We start from the raw sequence: 23,804 nt of genomic DNA on the forward strand, positions 1-23,804 counted from the left end.
CGGGACTAGGCCGATAGCGCCTCGGCGAATGCCTTCAGTCCTCGGTCGACCTCGTCCGCTGTCACCACGAGCGGCGGCATCCACCGAACGACCGTCCCGTCGGTGCCCGCAGTCATCAGCAGAACCCGCCCGTCCTCTCGACACCGAGCAACCACTTCCGCCGCGACGGTGCCATCGGTGAACTCGACGCCGACCATCAGGCCTGGGCCACGGACGTCTCGAACTCGGTCGTCGCGTTCGGCCAGCGTGCGAAGCCCGGATCGCAGCTGGTCACCGCGCATCCGGACTGCGTCGAGGAAGCCAGGCTCGGTGAGGATGTCGATTGTGGCCAATGCAGCTGCGCAACCCATCGGATTACCGCCGTAGGTCCCTCCGTGGGAACCGACCGGCCAGCGGGCCATGAGGTCGCGACGGGCCCCGATCGCTGCGAGCGGAAAGCCGGACGCAATGCCCTTGGCCATGACGATGACGTCGGGACTCAGATCGAACGGATCGATCGCAAACATGGTCCCCGTGCGGCCGAACCCCGACTGAACCTCGTCGACCACGAAGAGCATTCCGTGGTCCCGGCAACGCTTCTGAAGCCCGTGAAGGAACTCGGTAGGTGCGGGAAGGTACCCGCCCTCGCCGAGGACCGGTTCGATGACCACAGCGGCGATCTCCTCAGGCGAGGTCTGAGTCCGCAGCAGGCGATCGAAGTCCTCCAGCGCGCGTTCGACCGCCTCATCGGTGGAGCACGACCAGCGGAGTGCGGCCGGGAACGATGACACGAAGACTCCCGATGGGAGAGGGGCATGACCCGCCCGGTACACCTGCTTGGAGGTTGTCATGGCCATGGTCTGCGCCGTTCGCCCGTGAAACGAACCCTCGAAGACGACGACGTTGGGTCGACCAGTGGTCTGCCGCGCAAGCTTTACCGCTGCCTCGGTGGCCTCTGCGCCCGAGTTTGTGAAGAAGAACGTGTCGATACCAGGGGGGGTCACGGAGTCCAGGCGCTGGGCGAGGGGCTCGAGCAGTGGGTGCCGGTAGCAGTTCACCTGCGCGTGGATGAACCGGCCGGCCTGCTCGGAGATGGCGGCGACGACGGCTGGATGGCAGTGCCCGGTGGATGCGACCGCAATCCCGGCGGTGAAGTCGAGGTACTCCTTGCCGTCGGTCGCAACCACCGTGGAGCCGAAGCCGGAGACGACATCGAGGTGAGTGGCGCGGAACCAGACGTCCGCAAGGTGGTGATCTGACACTGCACTCCGTTCGACGATGATCTTGTGAGATAGGGCTCAGTATGGCAGGCCGATCAGTTGCAAATGCTAGCCTTGACAAGTGGAACGGTTGTCACCTTCCGGAACGCCGGCGACAGGAGGATCATGACGGGAAGCACGACGGACACGACGGTCGAGGACCCGGTGACGTCGCCGCACGCTCTACCGCTGGAGCAGCGGGCTCAGTCAGATCTGTGAGATCATCGGGCCGCGTTCGACGAGGCGTGGAAGGAGGTCGCGTGACCGAGATGAGTTCAGTCGACGAGCTCGACGAGATCGACAAGGCGATCATTGAGGTGCTCCAGATCGACGGTCGGGTGTCGTATGCCGACCTCGGGCCACAGGTGGGCCTGTCGCAGGCGGCGGCCCGACAACGGGTTCGCCGTCTCCTCGACGACAGAGTCATCCAGGTGGTGGCGGTCACCGACCCTGCGCAGGTGGGGTTCGGGCTCCAGGTGATGGTCGGTCTGTCGGTCGAAGGCGACATTCGCAAGATCGCGTCAGCCTTGGCAGAGATCGATGAGGTCCCCTACGTCATCGTGACGACCGGCCGCTTCGACTTGATCATCGAGGTCGTCTGTGAGGACACGGACGCGCTGCTCGAGCTCATGAACCACCGGGTTCGAGGTGTCGACGGTGTTCGCTCGACGGAGATCTTCACCTATCTCGACCTGGTGAAGCAGACCTACGCCTGGGGCACCCGCTGATCAGGTGAAGGCGTTCGGTAGAGCCGGGCCGCGTTCGAGAACGCACCCCTGCGTGTCCGCACGACCGTCAAAGCTTGCCAACTGGTACTCGTCGTCTAGGTCCGCCGAGATGTTCTTGTGCGGTCCGTCGCCGCTTGGGGCGAACGCGCGTGGCACTGCAGTGGACCGGTCCCTGGACTGGTAGCGCGGAGGCCAGCGTTCCGAAGCGACGACGATCAATTCTTCCTTCCGAGCACCCTTGACAAGCAAAACGGTTTTCATGCACGATGCTGACGACGGAATCCATCGCATGGAGAACCAATGACAAACGTGAACGCCCTCGACTGCCGCATCAGAGTGAACGCGCACCGCTGCAGCGTGGGCACTGGATGTCGGCGTCAACCAGTCGTTGGTCAGCGCGCCGACGGGCGGCGCCACCGATGAAGCTCTCGATGACGCTCAACTACGGGGGAGCGTTCCGCGATTCGGCTGAGAGGGTGGTGGCGCTGGAGGCTGCCGGCATCGACCAGGTGTGGGTGGCAGAGCTCTACAGCTTCGATGCGATCAGTCAGGTGGGATACCTGGCCGCGAAGACGAAGACGATCGAGATCGGCACAAGCATCCTCAACGTCTACTCGCGCTCTGCGGCGTTGATGGCCATGACAGCTGCCGGCTGTGACCATGTGAGCGACGGCCGCTTCGCACTGGGCCTCGGTGCCAGCGGCCCGCAGGTCATCGAGGGGTTCCATGGCATCCCCTTCGAGAAGCCGATGCAACGGATCAAGGAGTACATCGAGGCTTGCCGAATCGTGTGGCGGCGCGAGACGGGGTTCACCTATCGAGGGGAGACCGTCCAGGTCCCCTTGCCCGACGGGTTGGGGACCGGTCTGGGGAAGCCGCTGAAGATCATCAACCACCCACAGAGGGCAGACATCCCGATCTGGTGGGCAAGCCTCAAGCCGCGCAGCGTGGCGGCAACGGCAGAGATGGCGGATGGGTGGCTGCCGATCATGTTCGTCCCCGAGCGATACGAGCAGGTGTGGGGGAAGGACCTGAAGGCTGGCCTGGCTAGGCGCGACCCCGGCCTCGGAGCGCTCGAAATCGCCGCAGGCGGGATGGTGGCGATCGGCGAGGACCTCGTAGGCGACGTGCGCGACGCAGTGCTCGACCAAGGCCGGGCCACCGCTGCGCTCTACATCGGCGGCATGGGTGCGCGCGGCAAGAACTTCTACAACGACGTCGCTCGTGCCTACGGATACGAGCAGGAAGCCATCGCCATCCAGGATCTCTATCTCGACGGCAGGAAGACCGAGGCCGCCGCCGCGGTCCCTTCTGAGCTGCTGGCGCTCTCGCACCTCGTAGGCCCGATCGGCCACATCAAGGACCGCGTCGCCGCGTACAAGGAGGCCGGAGTCACCGTGCTCTCGGTCAACCCCGTTGGCCCCGACGCGGTGCGGACGGTCGAAGCACTGCGCGGCATCGTCGACGACGCCTGATTTCGCAGCGCTCACGTTCGATCGACACCCCAACAAGGAGTCTCCCCGTGCACCCAGGCACGCATGCTCGCAAGCACCCTCGAAAACCCGCGCAGATCATGGCCGCCACTGGAGAGGTGCTCACCTACGGGGAGCTCGACGGACGGTCGAACAGGTTTGCGCAGCTCCTCTGGAATGCCGGACTGCGGCGCGGCGATGGCCTTGCGGTGTTCATGGAGAACCACCCGAGGTTCCTCGAGCTCTACTGGGCCGCAATGCGTTCGGGGCTGTACTTCACCCCGATCAATCGATTCCTGACGGCCGAAGAGGCTGCGTACATCGTCAACGACAGCGCCGCCAAGGTCCTCGTCTCCTCGGCCCACCTCGGCGACGTGACGGACGAGCTCGCCGGGCTGACATCAGGCACCCGCCTCCAGCTGATGGTGGACGGGATCCGGGACGGCTACGAGTCCTACGAGGCTGCCGTCGCCGACCAATCTCCAGAGCCGCTGGACCTCCAGCCGATGGGGGGGCTACTGCTCTACAGCTCGGGGACCACCGGCCGACCGAAGGGAGTTTGGCGGCCTCTTCCGGAGAAGACCATCGATGAGAACCCGCAACGCCTTCCCCCAAGTGGGCCCCTGGCGATCGACGACTCAGCGGTGTACCTCTCCTCTGCGCCGCTCTACCACACCGCCCCGCTTGGCTTCGCGGCGGGCGTCCAGCGGTCGGGTGCGACGGTCGTCGTCATGGAGAAGTTCGAACCGCTACAGGCGCTGAGGGCCATCGAGGCTCACCGAGTGACCCACAGCCAGTGGGTACCCACCATGTTCGTCCGCATGCTCCGGTTGCCGGAGGAAGATCGGACGGGTCATGACCTCTCCAGCCACGCTGTAGCCATCCACGGCGCGGGGCCGTGCGCTCCGGCCGTCAAGCGCCAGATGATCGAGTGGTGGGGTCCGATCCTCGTAGAGCACTACGGCTCTACGGAGGGGACCGGTCTCACGGTCATCGACTCGCACGAGTGGTTGGAGCACGAGGGCTCCGTGGGTCGTCCGGTCCTCGGGACAGTGCACATCTGCGATCGTTCCGGTCGCGAGCTCGGCCACGGGGAAGATGGGCTCGTCTACTTCGAGCACGACAAGTTGCCGTTCAAGTACCTCAACGACGATGCCAAGACGGATGCGGCACGCCATCCGTTGCACCGGAACTGGACGACGCTCGGAGACATCGGCCACGTCGACGGAGACGGGTACCTGTACCTAACGGACCGAGAGGACTTCGTCATCATCTCGGGCGGGGTGAACATCTACCCAGCCGAATCCGAGAACGTGCTGCTCGCCCACCCATCCGTCATGGACGTTGCCGTCGTCGGCGTTCCGAACGAGGAGTTCGGCGAGGAGGTCAAGGCCTTCGTGCAGCCCACTGATCCCATCGGCGACCCCGCAGCCCTTGAAGGCGAGCTCATTGCGTTCTGCCGTGATCGGCTTGCCCACTACAAGTGTCCTCGGACGGTCGAGTTCGTCGCCGCCCTCCCTCGACTCCCTACGGGCAAGCTCTCCAAGAATCGCCTAGGCCTGCCGCAGCCGGGGGGTAGGGGCGAAGAGTCCCCGTGATGGGGCCCGAACCTTGGCCTGGGCTGCAACGTGATCCTGACGGCTCATTCGTGCTGGTCGTTGACGAGTCGCTCGTCCGAGGGGATGGTCGACTCTTCGGCGGGGCTGGGGCCGCCGCTTCCGTCGTAGCTGTGGAAGCGGCGACCGACGGCAGGCTCGTGTGGCTGACCGTCCAGTTCATCAGCAGTGCGGAGGTTGGGGACCAGATCAACCTTCGGGTGGACCCGCTCGCGTCAGGAAGGCGGACCAATCAGGTCCGCTTGACTGCGCTCGCAGGAGACCAGGTCGTTCTCTCAGCAGTGGGAGCAACTGTGCGATCGGGTTCTCCCTCGCGAGCGACCACTGTGGGTGCAGCGATGCCATTGGTAGCGCGCCCCGAAGAAGGTCGGCCTTGGAAACCTCGCTTTCGGCTCGGCTCGCGCAGCAGCAATCTTGGGCCGTTCGCCTCTGCGGACTTCCGAGAGGCTCACGGTCCCGGCGGTCGCGTCGGCGTGTGGGCGAGAATGCGGCACGCGGCGCCCTCCGCCGCGACTGCCGCCTATCTCGCCGATGTTCTCCCTGGTGTCATCATCGATGGCGCGGGGCGAGTGGTGGCCGGGAGCAGCCTGGACAACACCATCCGGTGCGGAATCGCATTGGGGACCGAATGGGTCCTTCTGGAGCCCGACCCGCCCCTCATCGAGGGGGGCTACCTGCACTGCTCCGCCCGACTGTGGTCGTCCTCAGGAGCACTGTTCGCCCTCGTGCAACAGACGGCTGCGCTGCATGCCCCCAGTGAGAGGCGAACTTCTGGGCCGACCGGAAGGCGCATCGAGCAGTCGGCTGGGCTCCTCTCGGGCGAGTTGGTGTGGGGGAGCGACGTCAGCCCGCGGTGACGACGGTCAGCAGGACTGCTGCGAGTGTGGGGAGGTGGACCACCCGGGAGGCACTCAGTGCTTGATCATGACGTGCTTGACCTCGGTGTAGTGCTCCACGGCGTACATCGACATGTCCTTGCCGTAGCCGGACTGTTTGAAGCCGCCGTGGGGCATCTCCGACATGATCGGAATGTGGTCGTTAACCCAAACGGTGCCGAAGCGAAGCGCCTTGCTCATCCGCATGGCGCGACCTACGTCTGAGGTCCAGACGCTGGCCGCTAGCCCGTAGTCGATGTCGTTCGCCCACTGCAACGCCATGACCTCGTCGGCTGCCGACTGCACCGTGATCACCGGACCGAAGATCTCCTGCTGCACGATCTCCGAGGCTTGATCGACACCGACGACCACCGAAGGCTCGTAGAAGAACCCAGAGCCCGACCGCACCTCGCCGCCCACCGCAACCTCAGCGCCGGCCTCGCGCGCTCGGTCTACGAAACCCGCCACGCGATCGCGCTGGGCGGCGGACACCAGGGGCCCCATCTCGGTGGCGGTGTCGGCGGGATCACCCACGGTGATCGAACCGACGGCGGCGGCCAGATCCGTGACGAGGTCGTCATGGATTCGAGAGCCGGCGATGATCCGGCAAGGCGCAGTGCAATCTTGACCCGAGTTGTAGAACGCACCCTCCGTAAGGTTGGCCACCACCGCTGCGACGTCGGCGTCGTCGAACACGATCACCGGGGCCTTGCCGCCCAGCTCAAGATGGACACGCTTGAGCGTCTGGCTGGCGGCGGCTGCGACAGCTCGACCCGCAGTCACGCTCCCCGTGAGTGACACCATGGCCACATCGGCGTGCTCCACCAGGGCAACACCCGCCGTACCGCCCTGGCCGCACACCACGTTCAGCACGCCAGCGGGCAGGATGTCGGCGGTGATCTCGGCCAGCCGCAAGGCGGTGAGCGGGGTGAGCTCCGAGGGCTTCAGCACGACGGTGTTGCCGGCCGCCAGAGCTGGCCCCAACTTCCAGGTGGCCATGTTGAGCGGGTAGTTCCACGGAGCAATGCCGGCGACGACGCCAAGAGGCTCGCGTCGCACCATCGACGTGTAGCCCTGCATGTACTCGCCAGCAGCTTTGCCTTCGAGAAACCGCCCAGCAGAGGCGAAGAAGCGCCAATTGTCGAGGGTGAGGTCCATCTCGAACTCCACGATCGACACGGGCTTGCCTACGTTCTCGCTCTCAAGCCGCGACAGCTCGGGCATGTCGGACTCAACTGCATCGGCGACGGCGTGGAGCACCTCGCTGCGCTCCCGGGGAGTCTTGCCCGACCACTCGTCGAAGGCGCCGGCGGCGGCCCGCACGGCTGCGTCGACGTCGACGGCGTCGCTGGACGGGACCGAGGTGATGGCCTCGCCAGTTGCCGGGTTCAGGACCACGTCGACTTCACCCCCGATGGCACTCTGCCAGCGTCCACCGATGAAGTTCTGCTGCGTCATGGTCTCCCCGTTCATCCTCGACTCCTGCACATTCCACGCTCCGTTGCCGACTGGACCATCGCGCGCCCCACCGCAACGATTTCTATCGACTATTGGGTCGGTACGCCAAGGATATCTTGCGTGGAGCGCGTTTGTAAGATTGAATCGGTTGCAATCCTTCCCTCAGCAGATGTTGGAGCCCGGAGCATGAACGAGGACCTGTCAGCGCTAGCGGAGCGCCACCTGTGGGGCCACTTCACCACCATGCAGTCGGGTTTGGATGAGACGCGGATCATCGAGCGTGGCGAGGGTTGCTACGTGTGGGACCACCACGGGAAGCGCTACCTCGACGGCCTGGCCGGGCTGTTCGTTAGTCAGGTGGGCCACGGTCGGATGGAGCTGGTCAACGCGGCTGCTGAGCAGGCGGCCAAGCTCGCCTACTTCCCGATCTGGACCTACGCGCACCCCACTGCAGCCCGCCTTGCGGCGCGCCTGGCCGCGCTGGCACCTGGCGACATCAACCGGGTGTTCTTCACGACGGGTGGGTCCGAGGCCGTGGAGTCAGCGTGGAAATTGGCCCGGCAGTACTTCCGGGCCACCGGCGAGCCAGGTCGCCACAAGGTGATCAGCCGGCACCTGTCGTACCACGGGACGTCCATGGGTGCCCTCTCCATCACTGGCCTGCCCGAGATCCGCATGCCCTTCGAACCGCTTGTGCCCGGCGCCCGCAAGGTGGCGAACACCAATCGCTACCGTTGCTCGTTGTGCGCCCATGCCGATGCGTGCACCTTGGGCTGCGCCGCCGACATCGAGGCGATGATCATCCGGGAGGGCCCAGAGTCGGTGGCAGCGGTGTTCCTGGAGCCGGTGCAGAACTCCGGCGGCTGCTTCGTCCCGCCGGAGGGCTACTTCGCTGAGGTGCGGGCCATCTGCGATCGCTATGGGGTGCTGCTCGTGTCCGACGAGGTGATCTGCGCCTACGGACGGCTGGGGTATTGGTTCGCATCGGAGCGCTACGACTATCAGCCAGACATCATCACCACGGCCAAGGGCATCACTTCGGGCTACGCGCCGCTCGGTGCCATGCTCGTGAGCGATCGCCTGGCCGAGCCCTTCATCGGCACGGGCAACTCGTTTCTGCACGGGTTCACCTTCGCCGGCCATCCGGTGAGCTGCGCCGTGGCCTTGGCCAACCTCGACGTGTTCGAAGCCGAGGGCTTGCTCGAGCACGTTCGTGCCAACGAACCGCTGTTTCGCGCAGCGCTCGACGACCTTGCCGACTTGCCCATCGTGGGCGAGGTGCGGGGTGCGGGCTTCTTCTACGGCATCGAGCTCGTCAAGGATCGCGACGGGCGCGAGACCTTCAGTTCCGATGAGAGCGATCACCTCCTGCGCAACTTTCTGTCGAACCGGTTGCTCGAGCTCGGTCTCATCTGCCGGGCCGACGATCGCGGCGAGCCCGTGGTGCAGCTATCACCTCCGCTGATCGCAGGTCCCGCACAGTTCGAGGAGATCAATGGCATCCTGCGTCAGGTGCTCACTGAGGCGATGGCCGAGATGACGGTGGCGAGGTGATGGCTGACTGCGTTTGCGACGGCGGTCGCACATGACATCTACCTGAACGCAGGTCCTGCGATTGGCTGCCACAACAGTTGTCGGGGACGGGTTCCGGCCCCTCGGCTCCCGCCGCAAGCAACTCAGGCGTAGCGGTCCATCGATGTGGTCCGTTCTACGTCATCGATGTCAACCCTCAGGCAGCAACCTTCAGCACCTCTTCGGCGGGCGTGTGGTTGCGACCCAACGCCTCGGCGACCACAGCATCGGTGATGTGTCCACTGCACACGTTAAGGCCGCGGCGCAGGTGGGGGTCGACGGCCAGCGCCCCCTCCAACCCGCGTTCCGCCAGGGCGAGTACGAAGGGGAGGGTGGCGTTGCTGAGAGCGTAGGTGGCGGTTCGGGCCACTGCGCCGGGCATGTTGGCCACGCAGTAGTGCACGACCCCATCGACGACGAAGGTTGGCTCGTCGTGGGTGGTGGCGTGCGCAGTCTCGATGCAACCACCCTGATCGATGGCCACATCGACCACGACGGAGCCGACCCGCATGCGCCGGATCATCTCGGCCGTCACCAGGTGGGGGGCTCGGGCGCCGCGAACGAGCACTGCCCCGATCACTAGGTCGGCGGCGGTCACCAGCTCGTCCACGACCGAACGAGTGGAGTACGCCGTGCGCAGACCCGGTCCGAAGCGGGCAGACAACCGGTCGAGTACATGCACGTCGCGGTCGACGACGGTGACCGCAGCGGCCAGCCCCAGCGCCATCTGGATGGCGTTCTCGCCCACGACCCCCCCACCCAGCACGACTACTTCCGCCGGCGACACTCCAGGAACGCCGCCGAGAAGCAGGCCCGCCCCGCCCTGCGGACTCTCGAGGCAGTGGGCGCCGGCCTGGATCGACATGCGTCCTGCCACCTTCGACATGGGCGCCAGTAGGGGGAGGTGACCAGCGTCGTCGGTCACGGTCTCGTAGGCGATGCAGCTCGCCCCCGATGCCACGAGGTCCTCGGCCTGCGCGGGATCGGGCGCCAAGTGTAGATAGGTGAACAGCACGTGGCGAGGCTCGAGCAGAGCCCGCTCAGCCGCCTGTGGCTCCTTGACCTTGACGATCAGCTCCGCCGCCTCGAACACCGCCTGAGCTGTTTGGACCAGACGGGCACCGGCACTCTCGTAGTCGTCGTCGGACGCTCCGATGCCTATGCCCGCGCCGGCCTGCACCACCACCTCGTGCCCGTGTGCGACTAGCTCGCGGGCTCCTGCTGGCGTCAGCCCCACGCGCCTCTCCGCAGCCTTCACCTCGATGACGGTCCCGACTCGCATATCAGCCTCCTACTAGGTGTGCCTGACGATACGACGGGCCGTGCGGCAGGTGTGTGCGTAATGCTGTGTCGAAATGCAATATCACGCAAGATTTCGTGGTCTATGGGCAGTAGAGTGCATGATCAGCATGTCGGCCTCCCTTGACGCAACCGATCGTGCAATCCTCAACCTTCTACAGGTGGACGGTCGCATCACCAACGCGGCCCTGGCCGAGGCAGTTCACCTGTCGGCGTCGGCCTGTCTACGCCGGGTGCGTCGGCTGGAGGTGGCGGGCGTGATCGACCGGTATGTCGCCGTGCTCGATCCGGCGGTGATTGGGCGAGGCACCCATGTGTTCGTGGAGCTGTCGCTGCAGAGTCAGGCGGAGCAGTTGCTTGACGCCTTCGAGGCAGTGGTGGCTCACGCTCCGGAGGTGATGAGCTGCCACCTCATGGCCGGCGACGCCGACTACCTGCTGCACGTGGTCGTGGCGGACGTAGCCGACTACGAGCGCCTACACCGCACTCACCTAGCGCTGCTCCCCGGCGTGGCCAAGATCCATTCCAGCTTCGCCATCCGGGCGGTCCACTCCGGCACCGCACACCGACTGCTCTGACCGCGGGCTCCAGACGCGAGCGGAAATCTCGACGCGCCAAGCGGGTTGTCGGCGCGCGGCTATGCGCGGGGGCGCCAGAGGTGCCCGCGATCCAGCGTGTCCGGGCACCCGCTCCGGTGGGAGATGCGGGTCGGGGGCTGCGACGGAGGGCATGAGCGCCCTCGTCTCGCTAACCGAGTCGTGCGAACTCATCGCGGAGTTTGTGGGTGTCCAACAAAGGCCGTGACCTCGCGGCCCGCGGCCTCCCGTAACACTCGAGCCCTCTGCAGTTCGATGACATTGCCATGATTCGGGAGGAGTGCCGCCGCGGCTTCGAGCGTGCTGGCGACGACTTTCGATGGACGATGCCAGAGCTGAACGTGGTCGTCGAGGGCGACCTCGCGGTGACCTGGGGACTCAATCGGGTGGCGGACCGGCTACCCGACGGGTCGGAGGACGTCACGTGGTCACGAGGCACGCCCCGACCACCTCGATGTGGTCCGGCTCCTGGCCGACAAGCAGGAGCTCGATGATCTCCTGGGCGGCGAGGCCTGATCGGGTTCAGGACCTCGGGCCGTGCCGGCCCGTTTCTCGGCGTTTCGTCCTGTCCCACCACGCGACGAGTTCGCGCTCTCCGTCCCATTCCGTACAGACCACAAATAGACCACATTCAGACCACGCGAGGATGGGATCTGAAAGTACGGGTTGTCACGGCGAGCCGGCCCAAAACCGCCGCTGACCTGCGAAAGTGCAGGTCACGGCACATGTGGAAAACTCCGGCGCGCGTGGTTCGGGACGCAGAGGTCGGGAGTTCAAATCTCCCCCACCCGACCAAGGTAAAAGTCCAGTTCAGCGACGGTTTTCTGGTCGTATCCACAGACCCGGTCTGAGGGTGCCAGACCACAGAAAGACCACATTCGCCAGAGTTCGAGATGCGATCTCGTCGGTCCTGTCGGCTGCCCGAGCACATCACCATTCGACCGCAGAGGCGCTGACCAGCGGAAACGCGACGAGGTTGAGTTGCCGAGCGGCTGATCGTCCCCGCAGAAATTCGTGACGTCTGCGTACCCGTACTAGTGGTCATCGGGTGATCCAGGCACAGCGTCGTCCGTAGCGGAAGACGTCCGCGCGAACGCCGGTTAGGAGAGACCCGCGCGTGTCGTGCGTGCCGTCGTTATGTGCGCCGCTCGGCCGTGCCAGATTGCCGATTCGGTACCTCCGTTCCGACGGTGGGAGACGGGTAGGTCCGCTGCCGAGCGGTCGGTGCCGACGTCTCATACGCTTGGTCATCCCGGCTATGGAGGTCCCAGTGGACGAGGTTCACGGTGCGCGCACATTCGCTGTCGAAGGTAAGACCTACGACTCGTTCATGGGGCGCTATTCGCTCGGCCTGGCCCCAGAGTTCTGTGATGCAGCTGGTGTGGCTGCGGGCGACACGGCGCTGGATGTCGGCTGTGGGCCTGGTGCGCTCACCGGTGTCTTGGTCGCGCGGCTCGGAGCGAACTCCGTCTACGCCTGCGACCCGTCGCCGTCGTTCCGCGACGATTGTTCCGCGCGGCACCCCGGTGTCGATGTGAGGCCGGGCTCTGCCGAGGCGATTCCTTTCGAGACCGGCACTGTTGATCACGTGATGGCGCAGTTGGTGCTTCACTTCGTCACAGAGCCTGAACAAGCTGCGCGAGAGATGGCGCGAGTCGTTCGACCTGGGGGAAGCGTCTCGGCCTGCGTGTGGGACTTCGACGACGGGATGGAGATGCTGCGCGCCTTCTGGGATGCCGCGTTGAGCATCGATCCTGACGCTCCCGATGAGGCTCGGACTCTGAGGTTCGGAAGGCCGGGAGAGATCCGAGAGGTCTTCGCGTCCGCTGGAATCGAGCACATCGAGGAGTCCACGCTGGCCACGTCGTCGACCTATTCGTCGTTCGACGACCTGTGGGGTGGCCTCCTCGCAGGCGTTGGCCCCGCCGGGGCGTACTGCGTCTCGTTGAGCGACGCCGATCGCGATCGTCTACGCAAGGCTCTCTTCGCCAGGGTCGGTTCACCCGTTGGCGGGTTCACACTCGGTGCCGTTGCACGCTGCGCTGTCGGCCGTGTTCCCCAGTGAGTTGAGGCTCGTCGCATTTGATCTCGTTGCCCATCCTCCGGAAGACCCCCTATGAGCCTTGTCCTGTGAGCGATCATCTCGGCGAGCTCATCGATGCGGCGTGCGCGGGTCGGTTCCCCGCTGCCAATGGCGGCATGACCGTGGTGGCGCGGTCGCACCCAACACTCGAGACCGTCGTCGCGTTCACTGGCCACGCAGTGATCGCCACTGCCCTGTCCTTCGACGTCGTTGCCGCACAGCAACCCGACGGCTTCGGCGGTGCAGTCACTCCCCGGTTCCTGCTCTGGCTGGCGGGAGAGCGCGGCGAGGTCGGGAGCCACGACGTCCTGCTCGCGGCCAAGGGCCTCGGCGAGCCAGTGCTTCCAGCCCGCGACGATCTGGAAGATCACCCCCGAGTGGAACATGCTCGGACCCTGCGGCGAGGCGTGCGTGTCTTCGGCGATGATCGCGGCCTCGTGACCCGCGGGATCGGCATCGGCGGACATATCGAAGTCAGCGTCGAGGTGGCACCGGAGAGGCGAAACCAAGGCATTGGTCGCCAACTCGTGCGAAGTGCCCTTGGTCTGGTCGCCGAGGGCCAGATTGTTGTCGCCGAGGTAGCGCCCGGCAACGCACAGTCGCTACGGGCGTTCCTCGCTGCCGGGTTCAAACCGATCGGTTCAGCCGTCCACGTGCGACCCTGCCGGTGACCCGCTCGGGCGACTCTTGAGGCGACCTCGCCACCTGCCCTCACGTCACGCTCCGCCGCTGAGCGGTCGCCCAGAATGACGACTCTGGCGCCCGACCAAAACGCACAGAACGCGCGCATCAGAACGCGCCGGTCCTCACACCGCGAGCGCGCCGATCGGCGCTTCGCGGGTGCCCTTGGCCCGGCGGTAGGAGAAGCAGCTAGGTCAGTACGGTGTCGTCGTGCGACTCGGAGTCATCTCGGACATTCACGGCGTTGGCAATGCGCTGCGAGCCGTCCTCGACGACGGTGCGCGTCTTGGCGTCGACCGTTGGTGGGCGCTTGGGGACCTGGTCTTGTTCGGGCCTCATCCCGTCGAGGTGCTCGAGATGCTTGCTGCTCTCGAGGATGTCTCGTTCGTCGCTGGCAACACCGACAGATACGTCTTGAACGACGATCAACCCCATCCACACGCGACGCCTGAGGCTGCGTCTGGCGATACCGACCTCGTTCGGAGATACGGCCTCATGGCGGCCGGGGCTGCATGGACCCGCGGCGTACTCGACCAGGCGGGTGTGCTCCGCCTCCTCGATGAGCTTCCGGACCACCAGCGAACGGTGCTTCTCGACGGTACGAGACTGTTAGGGGTCCACGCGTCGCCTGGCTCAGATGACGGTCCCGGATTCGACATGTCCTCCTCCGATGAGGAGATCGCTCGTCTCCTGCTCGGCGTTGACACCGACTGGGTGGTGGGCGGTCATACGCACGATCCCACCGACCGGGAAGTCGTAGGAGTGCGGGTGTTGAACCCCGGAAGCGTGGGGCTGCCGCGAAGGCTCGGCTCGGCCAGCTGGATGCTCATCGATGGCAAGGCTGATGACGTGCAGGTCGAACATCGCTCCGTTGAATTCGACGTTGCAGATGTCATCGAGGCACTCAACCGGCGCCGTCACCCGAATCGCGAGTTCATCGCCGCCGTGCTTTCACGGGGCACGTTCGTCGAAGCCGGGTAACCATCCTCGAAGTGCGGCCTGGGACACCAGATATTGCGTCGACCGATCACCACATCGCGAGCGGCAAGCACCACGAGCTATCGGCGCGTATTGAGCCACCGTCCACCGGCAGAGCGGTTCGGAACGTGAGTGATAGCATCTGATATCAGATCGGAGGCAACATGACCGACATCCTCATCAGAGACGTGCCAGAGGAGTTGCTGAAGGTGATCGATGCGAAGGCGAAGCGGGTCGGGCTCTCACGAACGGAGTACCTCCGTCGCGCCCTCGAGCGTGAACGAGTCCCTACCGCCGCGCTCTCGGTCGAAGACCTCGCCCAGGCCGCGTCGCTCGCGCAGGACCTCGACGACCCGGACGTGATGTCGGGTGCTTGGTCGTGACTGACTGGCTCATCGACAAGTCCGCAATCTCGAGACTCCACCGAGCGCCTGATGCCGTGGAGTGGGCGAGCCGAATCGAGCGAGGGCTCGTCCGCATCTCGACGGTGACGCGTCTCGAGGTCGGGTACTCAGCCCGCTCCGCGGCCGATCACCACACGTTGCTCTCTGACCCGCCCATCGCGTCGATGCCAGTCGAGTACCTCACACCCCGGATCGAAGACCGAGCAGTCGAGCTCCAGACGATGCTCGCCGCGCGCGGGCAACACCGAGCCCCGTCAGTCCCGGACCTGTTGATCGCCGCAACCGCGGAATTGTCCGAGCTCACCGTCCTCCACGTGGACAAGGACTTCGACCTCATCGCCGAGGTTGCCGGCGTGGCCCTCGAACGCCTCGCGATCGAGTGACTCGGCCGCACAGATCAATCGAACCGATCGTCCAATCTCGAAGTCGCTGGGGTGCTGGAGATCGGCGCGTCGTGCGTGCATACACGAGGTTCAGCAGGCCAGTCAGATCCGTCACGAAGTTCACGCCGGCAGGGATGTCCTCCTCAGCGCGTGCCACGACGACCCCGGGGTAGCCGAGGTCGAGCGCTGCCTCTACGAGGTCGGTCCGGTCGTCGGCGAACAGGCACTGCTCCGGTTCGAGGCCCAGTGACTCGGACGCGTGGCGGTACATGCGTGGGTCGGGCTTGGTGCAGCCGAGCACGGCCGAAATCGCATACGCCTGGAAGTAGCCACCAAGCCCGACACCGTCGTGGAGCGTGGGAAGTTCGGCGAGGCGTCGGAGACCACGCCGAGTTGTAGGCCCTTGGCTCGCAGCTCGTCCAAGACCCTCAGCACTTCGGGGTACGGCTCGACCACTGTGGTCGGGTCGAGTGGTTGGTTGAGCTCGGCCAGAAGAGCGTCGTTCGGGGTGACGCTGAGTTCTTTGAGCATGACGCGGTGGTAGTCATCACGCGGAGCGTCGTCGCTGCTGCTGCGCCGTCCGCCGGGCCGGGGCCACGTGCCCGCCGAAGATCGGCGCCTCGGTGTCGGTCCGGCTCCCGTGGGGCCCACATTCGCCTGTTGACAACAGTTGATAGTTGAGTCAAGGTGGCGGGCGTGAGTAGGAACACGATGAGCTTCGCCATCCCGGAGGAACTGCGCGGCTATGTCGATGAGCGTGTGCAGTCGGGGGAGTACGGGAACACGAGCGAGTACTTGCGTGATCTGATCCGCCAAGATCGCCGCGAGCAGGCTTCACTCCGTCTCAGATCTCTGATCGCAGACGGGCTCGAGTCTGGTGAGGGCCGGCCGTTCGACGACCAGCGTGTCGGCGAACTGCGAGATCTCGCCGTCGGTCCGGGGGAGTGAAGCCGGCCAGGACCCGGCCGTTGGCCGAACAAGATCTTGTCGAGCGGGCCCGCTACTACGCCGCCGCCGAGGGCGTTGGCCTCGCGGAGCGGTTCTTCACCGCGACGATCGAAGCAGTCCGCTCAGTCGAAGACATGCCGGGCATCGGGTCGCCGCTCGTCGGCGAACGCATCGGCATCCCGGGGCTGCGCCGCGTGGGGGTCGAGGGCTTCCCGTGCGGATGGTTCTTCTTCGAGCGATCCGACCATCTCGATGTGGTCCGGCTCCTTGCCGACAAGCAGGACCTCGACGACCTGCTGGGCAGCGAGATCTGACCACGGCCCGGGCCGCGCCGCTGTGCCGGCACGTACCTCGATGCTGGCTCATGGATGACTTGTGTGCGCCTGGTTCGGGACGCAGAGGTCGGGAGTTCAAATCTCCCCCACCCGACTAAGGGACATGTCCTGGTTCCGCCGCCACGACCAGTACGAGGACGAGTCGTGACGATAGCCCACGTCGCTGGCCTACCGATGAGGAGCTTCTCCCTGCGCTTCTCGCGGTGGGCGCAGGCGTGTCCACCGTGGTCCATCATCGGCTCAGCCGGTGGTGGCCTCGCCGCCAGAATCGCTGGTGACGGAAGCGAAGGCGGCGTCGAGTTCGTCGAGGACGCCGTCGACCGGCCGTGGTCGCTGTTCGAGGTGGATGGTCCGGAGCTCGTCCATGAAGCGCTCGCGAATGTCGTCGCCACCTTCGGCGAGCAGGTGCGCTCGCACCGCCAGCTCGGTTGTGGTGGGTAGCCAAGCGGCTCCCCAGGCTCCGAGCTCGACGATGACCGGGACGAGGGAGATGGCGGCTTCGGTGAGTCGGTAGTCAATCCGCTGGCGGTGATCGGGGTTCGGGTGGCGGGTGAGGAGGCCGGCGGCGACGAGCTTGGAGAGCCGGGCGGCCAGGACGTTGCTGGCGATGCCTTCCAGCGAGTGGTGCAGCAGATCGCGGAACCCGGTGCGGTCGCTGAACATGAGATCGCGCAGGACGACCAGGCTCCAACGATCGCCCAACAGCTCCATCGTCATGTTGATGGGGCACCCCGACCGACCGCCGTCGACCGGAAGCATGGCCTGATCTACCGGTTGCGACATGCAAGCAGTCTAGCTACCATCAAACCGATTGCGTATTGCAACCGGTATGGAGTAGAGGATCATGGCGAAGCCGATACAGACGGCACCGGCACCACCCACCGTTGACCGTGACGAGTACGAACGATTGCTGGCCCAGCAGTTGGAGGTGGAGAAGGAGCTCACCTGGTTAGGTGATAGCGTGTCCGCGCGGCGTCGGCAGCTGCCGATGACGCCGATCGAGGATTACGTGTTCGTCGGCCGGGACGGCCCGGTCCGGCTGAGTGAGCTGTTCGACGATCAGCCACAGCTGGTCGTGCAGAGCTTCATGTTCCACCCGGACTGGGACGATGGCTGTCCGAGCTGCACGTGGGCGGTCGACAACCTCCCGACGAAACTCGTCGACCTGCTGGCTCCGAAGGGCGTCGCGTTCGCGGTCGTGTCCCGCGCTCCCTTCGACAAGCTGCAGCGCTGGCAGGAGCGGCTGGGCTGGGACCACATCACCTGGGTGTCATCGTCGGACAACACCTTCAACACCGACTGGGGTTGGACCGTCGACGGCCAGGACCAGCCCGGCTACTCGTATCTCCTCCGCACCGACGACGGCATCTTCCTCACCTACCGCACCGAGCGACGCGGTACGGAGGCGATCCTGCCGGTCCCGGCCATCTGGGACCGCACCGTCTACGGACGCCAGCAGGACTACGAGGACAGCCCCGACGGGTGGCCTCAGCAGCCCACGTACGGGTGAGCGAACAACCAACGCGCAACGCGCCCGTACCCGTCATCTACACAGAAGGCTCCCCGCCATGATCATCGTCGCCGGTCACCTCACCGTCGAACCCGACAACCGCCACGCCCTACTCGAGAGCCATTGGGAAGTGATGGTCGCTGCGCGCTCGGCTCCGGGCTGTCTCGCGTTTCACCTCTCGGCCGACGCCATCGAGATGGATCGCGTCAACATCTTCGAGCAGTGGGAAAGCGTCAAGGCGGTCGAGCGATTCCGAGGGTCCGGGCCAAGCGACGAGCAACGCGGTGGCATCGTCGACGCCGACGTGCGGCAATACGACGTCACGAACACGACTGCGCTCACATGACGGCCCCAACCGTCGAACAGGACCTCAGGTTCAGCGAACCCGGCGCGGGCCCGACACCGTGGGCGGAGGCCCTTCGTGTCATAGAGACGGCGGAGCTCTTCTGGATCTCCTCCGTACGTTCCGACGGTCGCCCGCACGTGACGCCTCTGCCGGCCGTATGGCACGAGAACCGGCTCCATTTCTGCACCGGCCCGACCGAGCAGAAAGCGGTGAACATCGATCGGAACCCGCGCATCGCGCTCGACGACGGGATGCAACAAGTGGAACAAAGGTCTCGACCTGGTCGTCGAGGGAACCGCCGCACGTATCGAGTCCGACACGGAACTAGGCATCCTTGCCGACCTCTGGCGATCGAAGTACCACGGCGACTGGGATTTCACCGTCGCCGACGGAATGTTCCACGACCGTGCCGGCTCGGCGATCGTCTTCGAAGTCGTCCCCGTGAAGGTGCTGGCGTTCGCCAAGGGGCCATTCGCCCAGACGCGGTACCGGTTCTGACGAGGCTCGAGGAATCAGGTCCCGCAGCGATTCTCGATCGTCTCGAGCACGAAGCGCGCCGTCACGTGCGCCGTGACGGTGGGTTGAGCCAGCAGGTGGTCGTGGCCGAAAGCATTCGTCGTCAGGTCGTGTCGTTCGAGCGAGGCGCGTGAGGTCCTGCGCGCACGTCGCGCCTGGGTGATCCGACGCTCCGAAATGGGCTGGCCTCTTCGAGTTGGAGGCCCAGTTCGAGCAGCGTGCGCTCCTGACCCCAACGGGCGGAGAAGTGCATGCCGATTGGCGTGTTGGTGGGCTCGTCATGGCCGAGCGGTAGCGAGATCGAGGGATGGCCCGAGGCGTTGTAGAGGGCGGTGAAGGTCGCCCACGTGAGCATCCGCGGCATGACCGTGTCGAAGTCGAGACCGGTGTGGATCCAACCGAGCTCGGGCGTCACGGAGCCCACGGTCGGATGGAGGATGACGTCGTGGTTGCCGAGCGCGGCGTCGACCTGTTGCGTGCTGGCCTTCAGTCGGCGAATCGCGCCCGGCATCTTGTGAAGGTTCCGGCGAGCGTGGCGGGCGAGGGTGCGGGTGAACGGGGTGAGTAGTTCCCGGTCGAAGTCGAGTTCGAGGAGGCGTTGGCCGAAGCGCTCCACGGTGAGGGCGGCCAGCGCCCAGTAGAGGACGAAGTCGTCGGCGAAGTCGGGGCCGACCGAAGGCTCGACCTCGGTGACCTCGTGACCGAGGGATGCGAGGAGTTGGGCCGTCTTCGTCGCCGCATCAGACACGGCGGCGTCGACAGGACTCACGGGGGAGTCGCGGTGGAACGCGATGCGGAGTGGGCGGTCCAACGGTCGGTCGACGAGCCCGATCGGCGGGAGTGGCGGGTGGTGGTACTCGCGTTCTGCGGCCTCGAAGAAGGCGCACTGATCGCGGACCGATCGGGTGAGGACGCCCTCGTAGCCGATGTCGACCGGCATCCGATCCTGCACCTTGGCGTTGGACTGGACAACGCGCTTCCGGGTGCCCATCATCCCGACGAGGCCGTTGGCCGCGGCCGGGATGCGGATCGATCCGCCGCCGTCGTTGGCGTGTGCCATCGGCAGGACGCCGGCGGCGACCAGCGCCCCCGCGCCACCGGACGACGCGCCGGCGCTGCGCCCGGTGTTCCACGGGTTGCGCACGGGCGGAGCGTCGGGGAACTCGGTGGAACAGATCAGCCCGAACTCGGGGAGCCTTGTGGTCCCCATCACGATCGTGCCCAGCTTGCGGAACAGCTCGGTCGGCGCCCCGTCGGCGGTGGAAGGAGCGGCAGCGGCGACGGTCTCGCTGCCGTGGCCGGTGCGGAGGCCGGCGACGGCGGTGTTGTCCTTGATGAACGTCGGCACACCACCGAACGCTCCGATGGGTCGGCGTTCGGCGATGGCGCGGGCCCGTTCGTAGTCGGTGACCGAGATCGCGTCGAGGCAAGCGGCAGCCTCCGCCCGGGCGATCATGGCATCGACGAGCTCGACCGGTGCCGCGTCGCCCGAGCGAACCAGTTCGGCAAGGGCAACGGCGTCGTGGTCGGCGAGGACGTCGTTCGCAAACGAACTGACCGTCGGCGGGAGTTCTTCGTCGATTCTCGGCATGAGGGCTCCTGCGATGGCGGCGGGCGATTGACCAACAATCAAGTGCTTGTTACTTTAGACGGGTCGACGATAGGAGTACCGAATCGTGGGACGATGCCCCGGCATCACGGCCGACCAGACACGCCAAGAACTCGTCGACGCCGCCGCCCGCGTATCAGCCGCCGTTCGCCCAACATCGGACGACAACTCGCCGACCCCGTGACCAGGAGCCCCCAATGGCTGACCGCAACTTTCCCTACGCCGAGACCTTCGAGGTCAATCGGACCTTCCCGGAGAAGGGACGCTCGACCGACGACGTGCTCGCCGAGATCCGGCACATGGCCGACGCGGAGCGCGTGAACTGGAACACCGGCCAGGCGTCGGGGACCCTGTATTCGGGCGACGAGGAGCACTACGACTTCATGGCCGAAGCGTTCGGCATGTTCGGCCACATGAACTCGTTGCAGCGAGACCTGTGCCCGAGCGCGACGAAGTTCGAGGGCGAGATCATCGCCATGACTCTCGACATGTTGGGCGCCGGCACAGTGACCGACGCCGAGCCGGCGGGCCTCGTGACCACCGGCGGCACCGGCAGCATCTGCCACGCCATGCTCGCCTACCGCATCGCGGGCGCGGAGCGTGGAGTCACCCAGCCGAACGTGGTCAAGGCCGCGACCGGACACCCCGCGTTCGACAAGGCGTGCTTTCTGTTCGGAATCGAGATGCGCGTCGCACCGATCGATCCGGACACGACCCAGGTCGACGTCGCGGCGATGGCCGACATGGTCGACGATCAGACGATCGCCATCATCGGCTCGGCCGGCAACTACCCCTACGGCACCATCGACGACATCGAGGCCATGTCGGATCTCGCACTCGAGCGGGGCATCGGTCTCCACGTCGACGGGTGCCTCGGCGGGTTCATCCTGCCCTGGGGGCGCGACCTCGGCTACGACATCCCGCCGTTCGACTTCAGCCTCCCCGGCGTCACGACGATCTCGGCCGACACCCACAAGTACGGGTACGGGTTCAAAGGCACCTCGGTTGCCGCGTTTCGGGACAAGGAGATGCGCAACAGCGTCTTCTACTGCCTGCCCGAGTGGACCGGTGGCAAGTACAACTCGCCCGGCATCGACGGTTCACGCTCGGGCGGCCTGCTAGCGGCGACGTGGGCGGCACTCGTCGGCCTGGGCAAGGAGGGCTATCGCGAGTACGCCGATCAGATCTTCAAGACGTCGTACGCGATGCAGGACGCGGTCACGTCGCATCCGGAGCTGCGCCTGATGGGTTCGCCGACGTTCTGCTTCTCGTTCACCAGCGACGACCTCGACATCTATCACGTCAACGATCACCTCCAGTCGCTTGGCTGGCGCCTCAACGGTCAGCAGTACCCCGACGCCGTCCACATGTCGGTGACCCGACCGCAGACGGCGCCCGGCGTCCTCGATCGTTGGGAGACGGACCTCGCTGCGGCCATCGCCTACGCCAAGGAACAGCCCGCCGACGCCAAGCCGCTGACCGGCGCGATCTACGGCGGCGTGGAGGGCGGCCTCACCGACGAGGCCGACGACTTCATCCGCGAGCAGCTGACCAAGTACATCGAACGCACGCTGGCACTGCCCCGGGTGGGCTGACGCGCTTCAGCGTCTCGAGCCGCCGAGGCGGTCGAGCAGGTTGCGGGTGATCTGTTCGATCTGTGGATCGCGCTCGGCGAGGCCGTGCGCCCATTCGGTCGATCCTGACGTCACGACAGTGCCTCCACCCGGCGACGTGTAGGTGCCGAACACGGCATGGCCGTTCGCAATCCGCGCCGTCGCAGCGTCGTCCCGCTCGGCGAAGAGGCGAGAGGCGATGAACTCGAGCTCGGACGGCTGGTCGGTGGGTACCCCCGCCATCGAGGTGGTGCGGGTGAAGTGTGCGGCGGGCGCGGTGGCGAGGATGGTGAAGTCCGAAGGTGTGCCGTCGCTGCCGGTGGGATGAGGAAGTCCGTCGACGTAGGTGAAGTCGCAGCCGTCGCACTCGTAGCCGACCACGGTCGCCTCGGCGCCCAGCACGTCGCCGTAGCCGATCTCGGTGCCGTCGAAGAGCCAGTGGTCGGCACGATGGACGGTGTAGGCGCCGGCCCCGTTGGTGACCCGCTTTCCGATCCGGTGATAGCCGCCGCGAGAGAAGCTGACACCCGTCATGTGGTTCTCGGGGCGCTCGACGAGATGGTCGGACCACATACTCGTGAGCTCGGCCTGGCGTTCAGTGCCGTACACCGGGTCTTTCTTCAGTTGCGACTTGTATCCGACCATGGTTGTGGCCGGACCCTGGTCGTCGACTCGATCCTCGAGTCGGACCTGCCAGAACGCAGTGTTGCCGGAGAGGAAGGCCACGTTGCCCCCGCGGGCGATGAAGTCCTCGACCGTATCGCGCATCGGCGCCGACCAGTACTCGTCGTGGCCGACGCTCAACAGCAGGTCGTACCGTTCGACGATGTCGGCGTGGTCTTCGAGGTCGGTGTTGCAGACCACGTCGATCCCGTACCCCTCACGCTCCGCCCAGCAGAGGAACGGCAGTTCCCAGTTCGGCCAACCGGCGAAACCGACCCAGAACGACAGCCGGTTCATCAGGAGGTAGCCGTTGTAGGTGGCCATGTCGGGGTCGGGCTCTGTAGTGGACACGACCCGCCGTCCGGCGCCCGGTGGTTTCTCGAGCAGTCCCCGGGTCATCGGCCGAAGCAGTGACGCCTGGGTGGCTCCGAGATAGAGATTGGTGCCGCCGACGTCGTTGTACGCGTGCCAGGTGTTGGTGGCGAGCTGGAGCAGGATGCGGTTCGCTGATCGCCCGGTCGGCCGCACCACGAAGAACGCGTGGTCTCGGCGCGTCCTGCCGTCGACCTCGATCGTCATCGTCATCTCGTAGTAGCCCGATGCCCAGTTTTCGCCGACCGGGATCGTCTTCGCTGCCGGCCAATCGCAGCCGTTGGTCGCCGCGTCGGCGGGGAGGTCGTGGAACTCGGCGGCGACCTCGCCACGCCAGACCAGCGCGCGTTCCGCGCCGACGCGGGCGATCTCGACATCGACGACGCGGTCGCCGGCGGAGGACAGATGGAGCGCGACCGACTGGCCCGGGTCCACCGACTGCGGCCAGCAGTACCCCGTCACGGTCTCGTACGGCATCGCTCTATGCGCCCGCGAGGGCATCGTCGGAC

Annotated in this window: 22 protein-coding genes and 2 pseudogenes; 17 read left to right on the forward strand and 7 right to left on the reverse strand. The window is 65.9% G+C overall.

The features are described from left to right. Positions 1-5 precede the first annotated feature (5 nt). Positions 6-1,241, reverse strand: coding sequence for an aspartate aminotransferase family protein (locus AB8619_RS01010; protein WP_436794604.1), 1,236 nt, complete (start codon positions 1,239-1,241; stop codon positions 6-8). Positions 1,242-1,507: 266 nt separating this feature from the next. Here AB8619_RS01010 and AB8619_RS01015 point away from each other — a divergent pair, with 266 nt between their 5' ends. From AB8619_RS01015 to AB8619_RS01030, 4 genes are all read left to right on the forward strand, one after another. Then, positions 1,508-1,966 carry an Lrp/AsnC family transcriptional regulator gene (locus AB8619_RS01015; protein ID WP_436794605.1) on the forward strand — a complete coding sequence of 153 codons (459 nt, stop codon included), beginning with the start codon at positions 1,508-1,510 and terminating at the stop codon, positions 1,964-1,966. Positions 1,967-2,385: 419 nt separating this feature from the next. Continuing rightward, entirely contained in the window at positions 2,386-3,441 is a 1,056-nt protein-coding gene (locus AB8619_RS01020) for an LLM class F420-dependent oxidoreductase (RefSeq protein ID WP_436796328.1), read from the forward strand. Positions 3,442-3,488: 47 nt separating this feature from the next. Continuing rightward, on the forward strand, positions 3,489-5,036 hold the full coding sequence (locus AB8619_RS01025; protein ID WP_436794606.1) for an acyl-CoA synthetase: 1,548 nt from the start codon (positions 3,489-3,491) through the stop codon (positions 5,034-5,036). Beyond that, complete coding sequence (locus tag AB8619_RS01030) at positions 5,036-5,911, forward strand: acyl-CoA thioesterase (RefSeq protein WP_436794607.1); 876 nt, start codon at positions 5,036-5,038, stop codon at positions 5,909-5,911. Before AB8619_RS01025 ends, AB8619_RS01030 begins: the two co-directional genes overlap by 1 nt. Before the next feature lie 54 nt (positions 5,912-5,965). On the opposite strand, the gene AB8619_RS01035 is transcribed toward AB8619_RS01030, so the two are convergent. Beyond that, positions 5,966-7,402, reverse strand: a complete 1,437-nt coding sequence (locus AB8619_RS01035; RefSeq protein WP_436794608.1) for an aminobutyraldehyde dehydrogenase — start codon at positions 7,400-7,402, stop codon at positions 5,966-5,968. 171 nt (positions 7,403-7,573) lie between these two features. Between AB8619_RS01035 and AB8619_RS01040 the strand changes: the two genes are divergently transcribed. Further along, positions 7,574-8,941 (forward strand): aspartate aminotransferase family protein, encoded by a 1,368-nt coding sequence (locus tag AB8619_RS01040; RefSeq protein ID WP_436794609.1) that lies wholly within the window; start codon positions 7,574-7,576, stop codon positions 8,939-8,941. A 175-nt stretch (positions 8,942-9,116) separates the two neighbouring features. Here the strand turns inward: AB8619_RS01040 and ald are convergent, their stop codons facing one another. Further along, on the reverse strand, positions 9,117-10,241 hold the full coding sequence (gene ald, locus AB8619_RS01045; protein WP_436794610.1) for an alanine dehydrogenase: 1,125 nt from the start codon (positions 10,239-10,241) through the stop codon (positions 9,117-9,119). Between the two features lie 127 nt (positions 10,242-10,368). On the opposite strand from ald, the gene AB8619_RS01050 reads away from it, so the two are divergent. From AB8619_RS01050 to AB8619_RS01075, 6 genes are all read left to right on the forward strand, one after another. Further along, positions 10,369-10,836, forward strand: coding sequence for an Lrp/AsnC family transcriptional regulator (locus AB8619_RS01050; protein WP_436794611.1), 468 nt, complete (start codon positions 10,369-10,371; stop codon positions 10,834-10,836). Between the two features lie 1,288 nt (positions 10,837-12,124). Further along, positions 12,125-12,919: a class I SAM-dependent methyltransferase gene (locus tag AB8619_RS01055; protein ID WP_436794612.1), complete on the forward strand. Its 795-nt coding sequence runs from the start codon at positions 12,125-12,127 to the stop codon at positions 12,917-12,919. 65 nt (positions 12,920-12,984) lie between these two features. After that, positions 12,985-13,608 (forward strand): N-acetyltransferase family protein, encoded by a 624-nt coding sequence (locus tag AB8619_RS01060; protein WP_436794613.1) that lies wholly within the window; start codon positions 12,985-12,987, stop codon positions 13,606-13,608. Positions 13,609-13,828: 220 nt separating this feature from the next. After that, positions 13,829-14,599, forward strand: coding sequence for a metallophosphoesterase family protein (locus AB8619_RS01065; protein WP_436794614.1), 771 nt, complete (start codon positions 13,829-13,831; stop codon positions 14,597-14,599). A 161-nt stretch (positions 14,600-14,760) separates the two neighbouring features. Beyond that, a complete protein-coding gene (vapB, locus tag AB8619_RS01070; protein WP_436794615.1) occupies positions 14,761-14,979 on the forward strand; it encodes a type II toxin-antitoxin system VapB family antitoxin in 219 nt (72 codons plus the stop codon). Next, the gene (locus AB8619_RS01075; protein ID WP_436794616.1) at positions 14,976-15,383 is read left to right on the forward strand and encodes a PIN domain nuclease; all 408 of its coding nucleotides are present in this window, start codon (positions 14,976-14,978) and stop codon (positions 15,381-15,383) included. Before vapB ends, AB8619_RS01075 begins: the two co-directional genes overlap by 4 nt. On the opposite strand, the pseudogene AB8619_RS01080 reads toward AB8619_RS01075, so the two are convergent. Next, positions 15,334-15,750: pseudogene (locus tag AB8619_RS01080) on the reverse strand (HAD family hydrolase); the annotation flags it as partial. The gene AB8619_RS01075 and the pseudogene AB8619_RS01080 sit on opposite strands and share 50 nt — an antisense overlap. Before the next feature lie 329 nt (positions 15,751-16,079). Here AB8619_RS01080 and AB8619_RS01085 point away from each other — a divergent pair. Together AB8619_RS01085 and AB8619_RS01090 are read left to right on the forward strand one after the other, a co-directional pair. Continuing rightward, the gene (locus AB8619_RS01085) at positions 16,080-16,331 is read left to right on the forward strand and encodes a type II toxin-antitoxin system ParD family antitoxin (protein WP_436794617.1); all 252 of its coding nucleotides are present in this window, start codon (positions 16,080-16,082) and stop codon (positions 16,329-16,331) included. Between the two features lie 20 nt (positions 16,332-16,351). Beyond that, a complete protein-coding gene (locus tag AB8619_RS01090; RefSeq protein WP_436794618.1) occupies positions 16,352-16,645 on the forward strand; it encodes a type II toxin-antitoxin system RelE/ParE family toxin in 294 nt (97 codons plus the stop codon). A 261-nt stretch (positions 16,646-16,906) separates the two neighbouring features. Here AB8619_RS01090 and AB8619_RS01095 read toward each other — a convergent pair whose 3' ends face one another. Continuing rightward, positions 16,907-17,449, reverse strand: coding sequence for a winged helix-turn-helix transcriptional regulator (locus AB8619_RS01095; RefSeq protein WP_436794619.1), 543 nt, complete (start codon positions 17,447-17,449; stop codon positions 16,907-16,909). Positions 17,450-17,510: 61 nt separating this feature from the next. Here AB8619_RS01095 and AB8619_RS01100 point away from each other — a divergent pair, with 61 nt between their 5' ends. The 3 genes and pseudogenes from AB8619_RS01100 to AB8619_RS01110 all read left to right on the forward strand — a co-directional run. Further along, the gene (locus tag AB8619_RS01100; RefSeq protein ID WP_436794620.1) at positions 17,511-18,176 is read left to right on the forward strand and encodes a DUF899 family protein; all 666 of its coding nucleotides are present in this window, start codon (positions 17,511-17,513) and stop codon (positions 18,174-18,176) included. A 58-nt stretch (positions 18,177-18,234) separates the two neighbouring features. Beyond that, entirely contained in the window at positions 18,235-18,522 is a 288-nt protein-coding gene (locus AB8619_RS01105; protein ID WP_436794621.1) for a putative quinol monooxygenase, read from the forward strand. Next, positions 18,519-18,704 (forward strand): annotated as a pseudogene (locus AB8619_RS01110) (pyridoxamine 5'-phosphate oxidase family protein); the annotation flags it as partial. The gene AB8619_RS01105 and the pseudogene AB8619_RS01110, both read left to right, overlap by 4 nt. A gap of 437 nt (positions 18,705-19,141) precedes the next feature. Here AB8619_RS01110 and AB8619_RS01115 read toward each other — a convergent pair. Continuing rightward, on the reverse strand, positions 19,142-20,629 hold the full coding sequence (locus AB8619_RS01115; RefSeq protein WP_436794622.1) for an amidase: 1,488 nt from the start codon (positions 20,627-20,629) through the stop codon (positions 19,142-19,144). A 215-nt stretch (positions 20,630-20,844) separates the two neighbouring features. Between AB8619_RS01115 and AB8619_RS01120 the strand changes: the two genes are divergently transcribed. After that, the gene (locus AB8619_RS01120) at positions 20,845-22,242 is read left to right on the forward strand and encodes a pyridoxal phosphate-dependent decarboxylase family protein (RefSeq protein WP_436794623.1); all 1,398 of its coding nucleotides are present in this window, start codon (positions 20,845-20,847) and stop codon (positions 22,240-22,242) included. Between the two features lie 6 nt (positions 22,243-22,248). Here the strand turns inward: AB8619_RS01120 and AB8619_RS01125 are convergent, their stop codons facing one another. Next, positions 22,249-23,772 (reverse strand): N,N-dimethylformamidase beta subunit family domain-containing protein, encoded by a 1,524-nt coding sequence (locus tag AB8619_RS01125; protein WP_436794624.1) that lies wholly within the window; start codon positions 23,770-23,772, stop codon positions 22,249-22,251. Positions 23,773-23,804: the final 32 nt, after the last annotated feature.

The organism is Actinospongiicola halichondriae (assembly GCF_049103745.1).
GTDB lineage: Bacteria > Actinomycetota > Acidimicrobiia > Acidimicrobiales > Salinilacustritrichaceae > Salinilacustrithrix > Salinilacustrithrix halichondriae.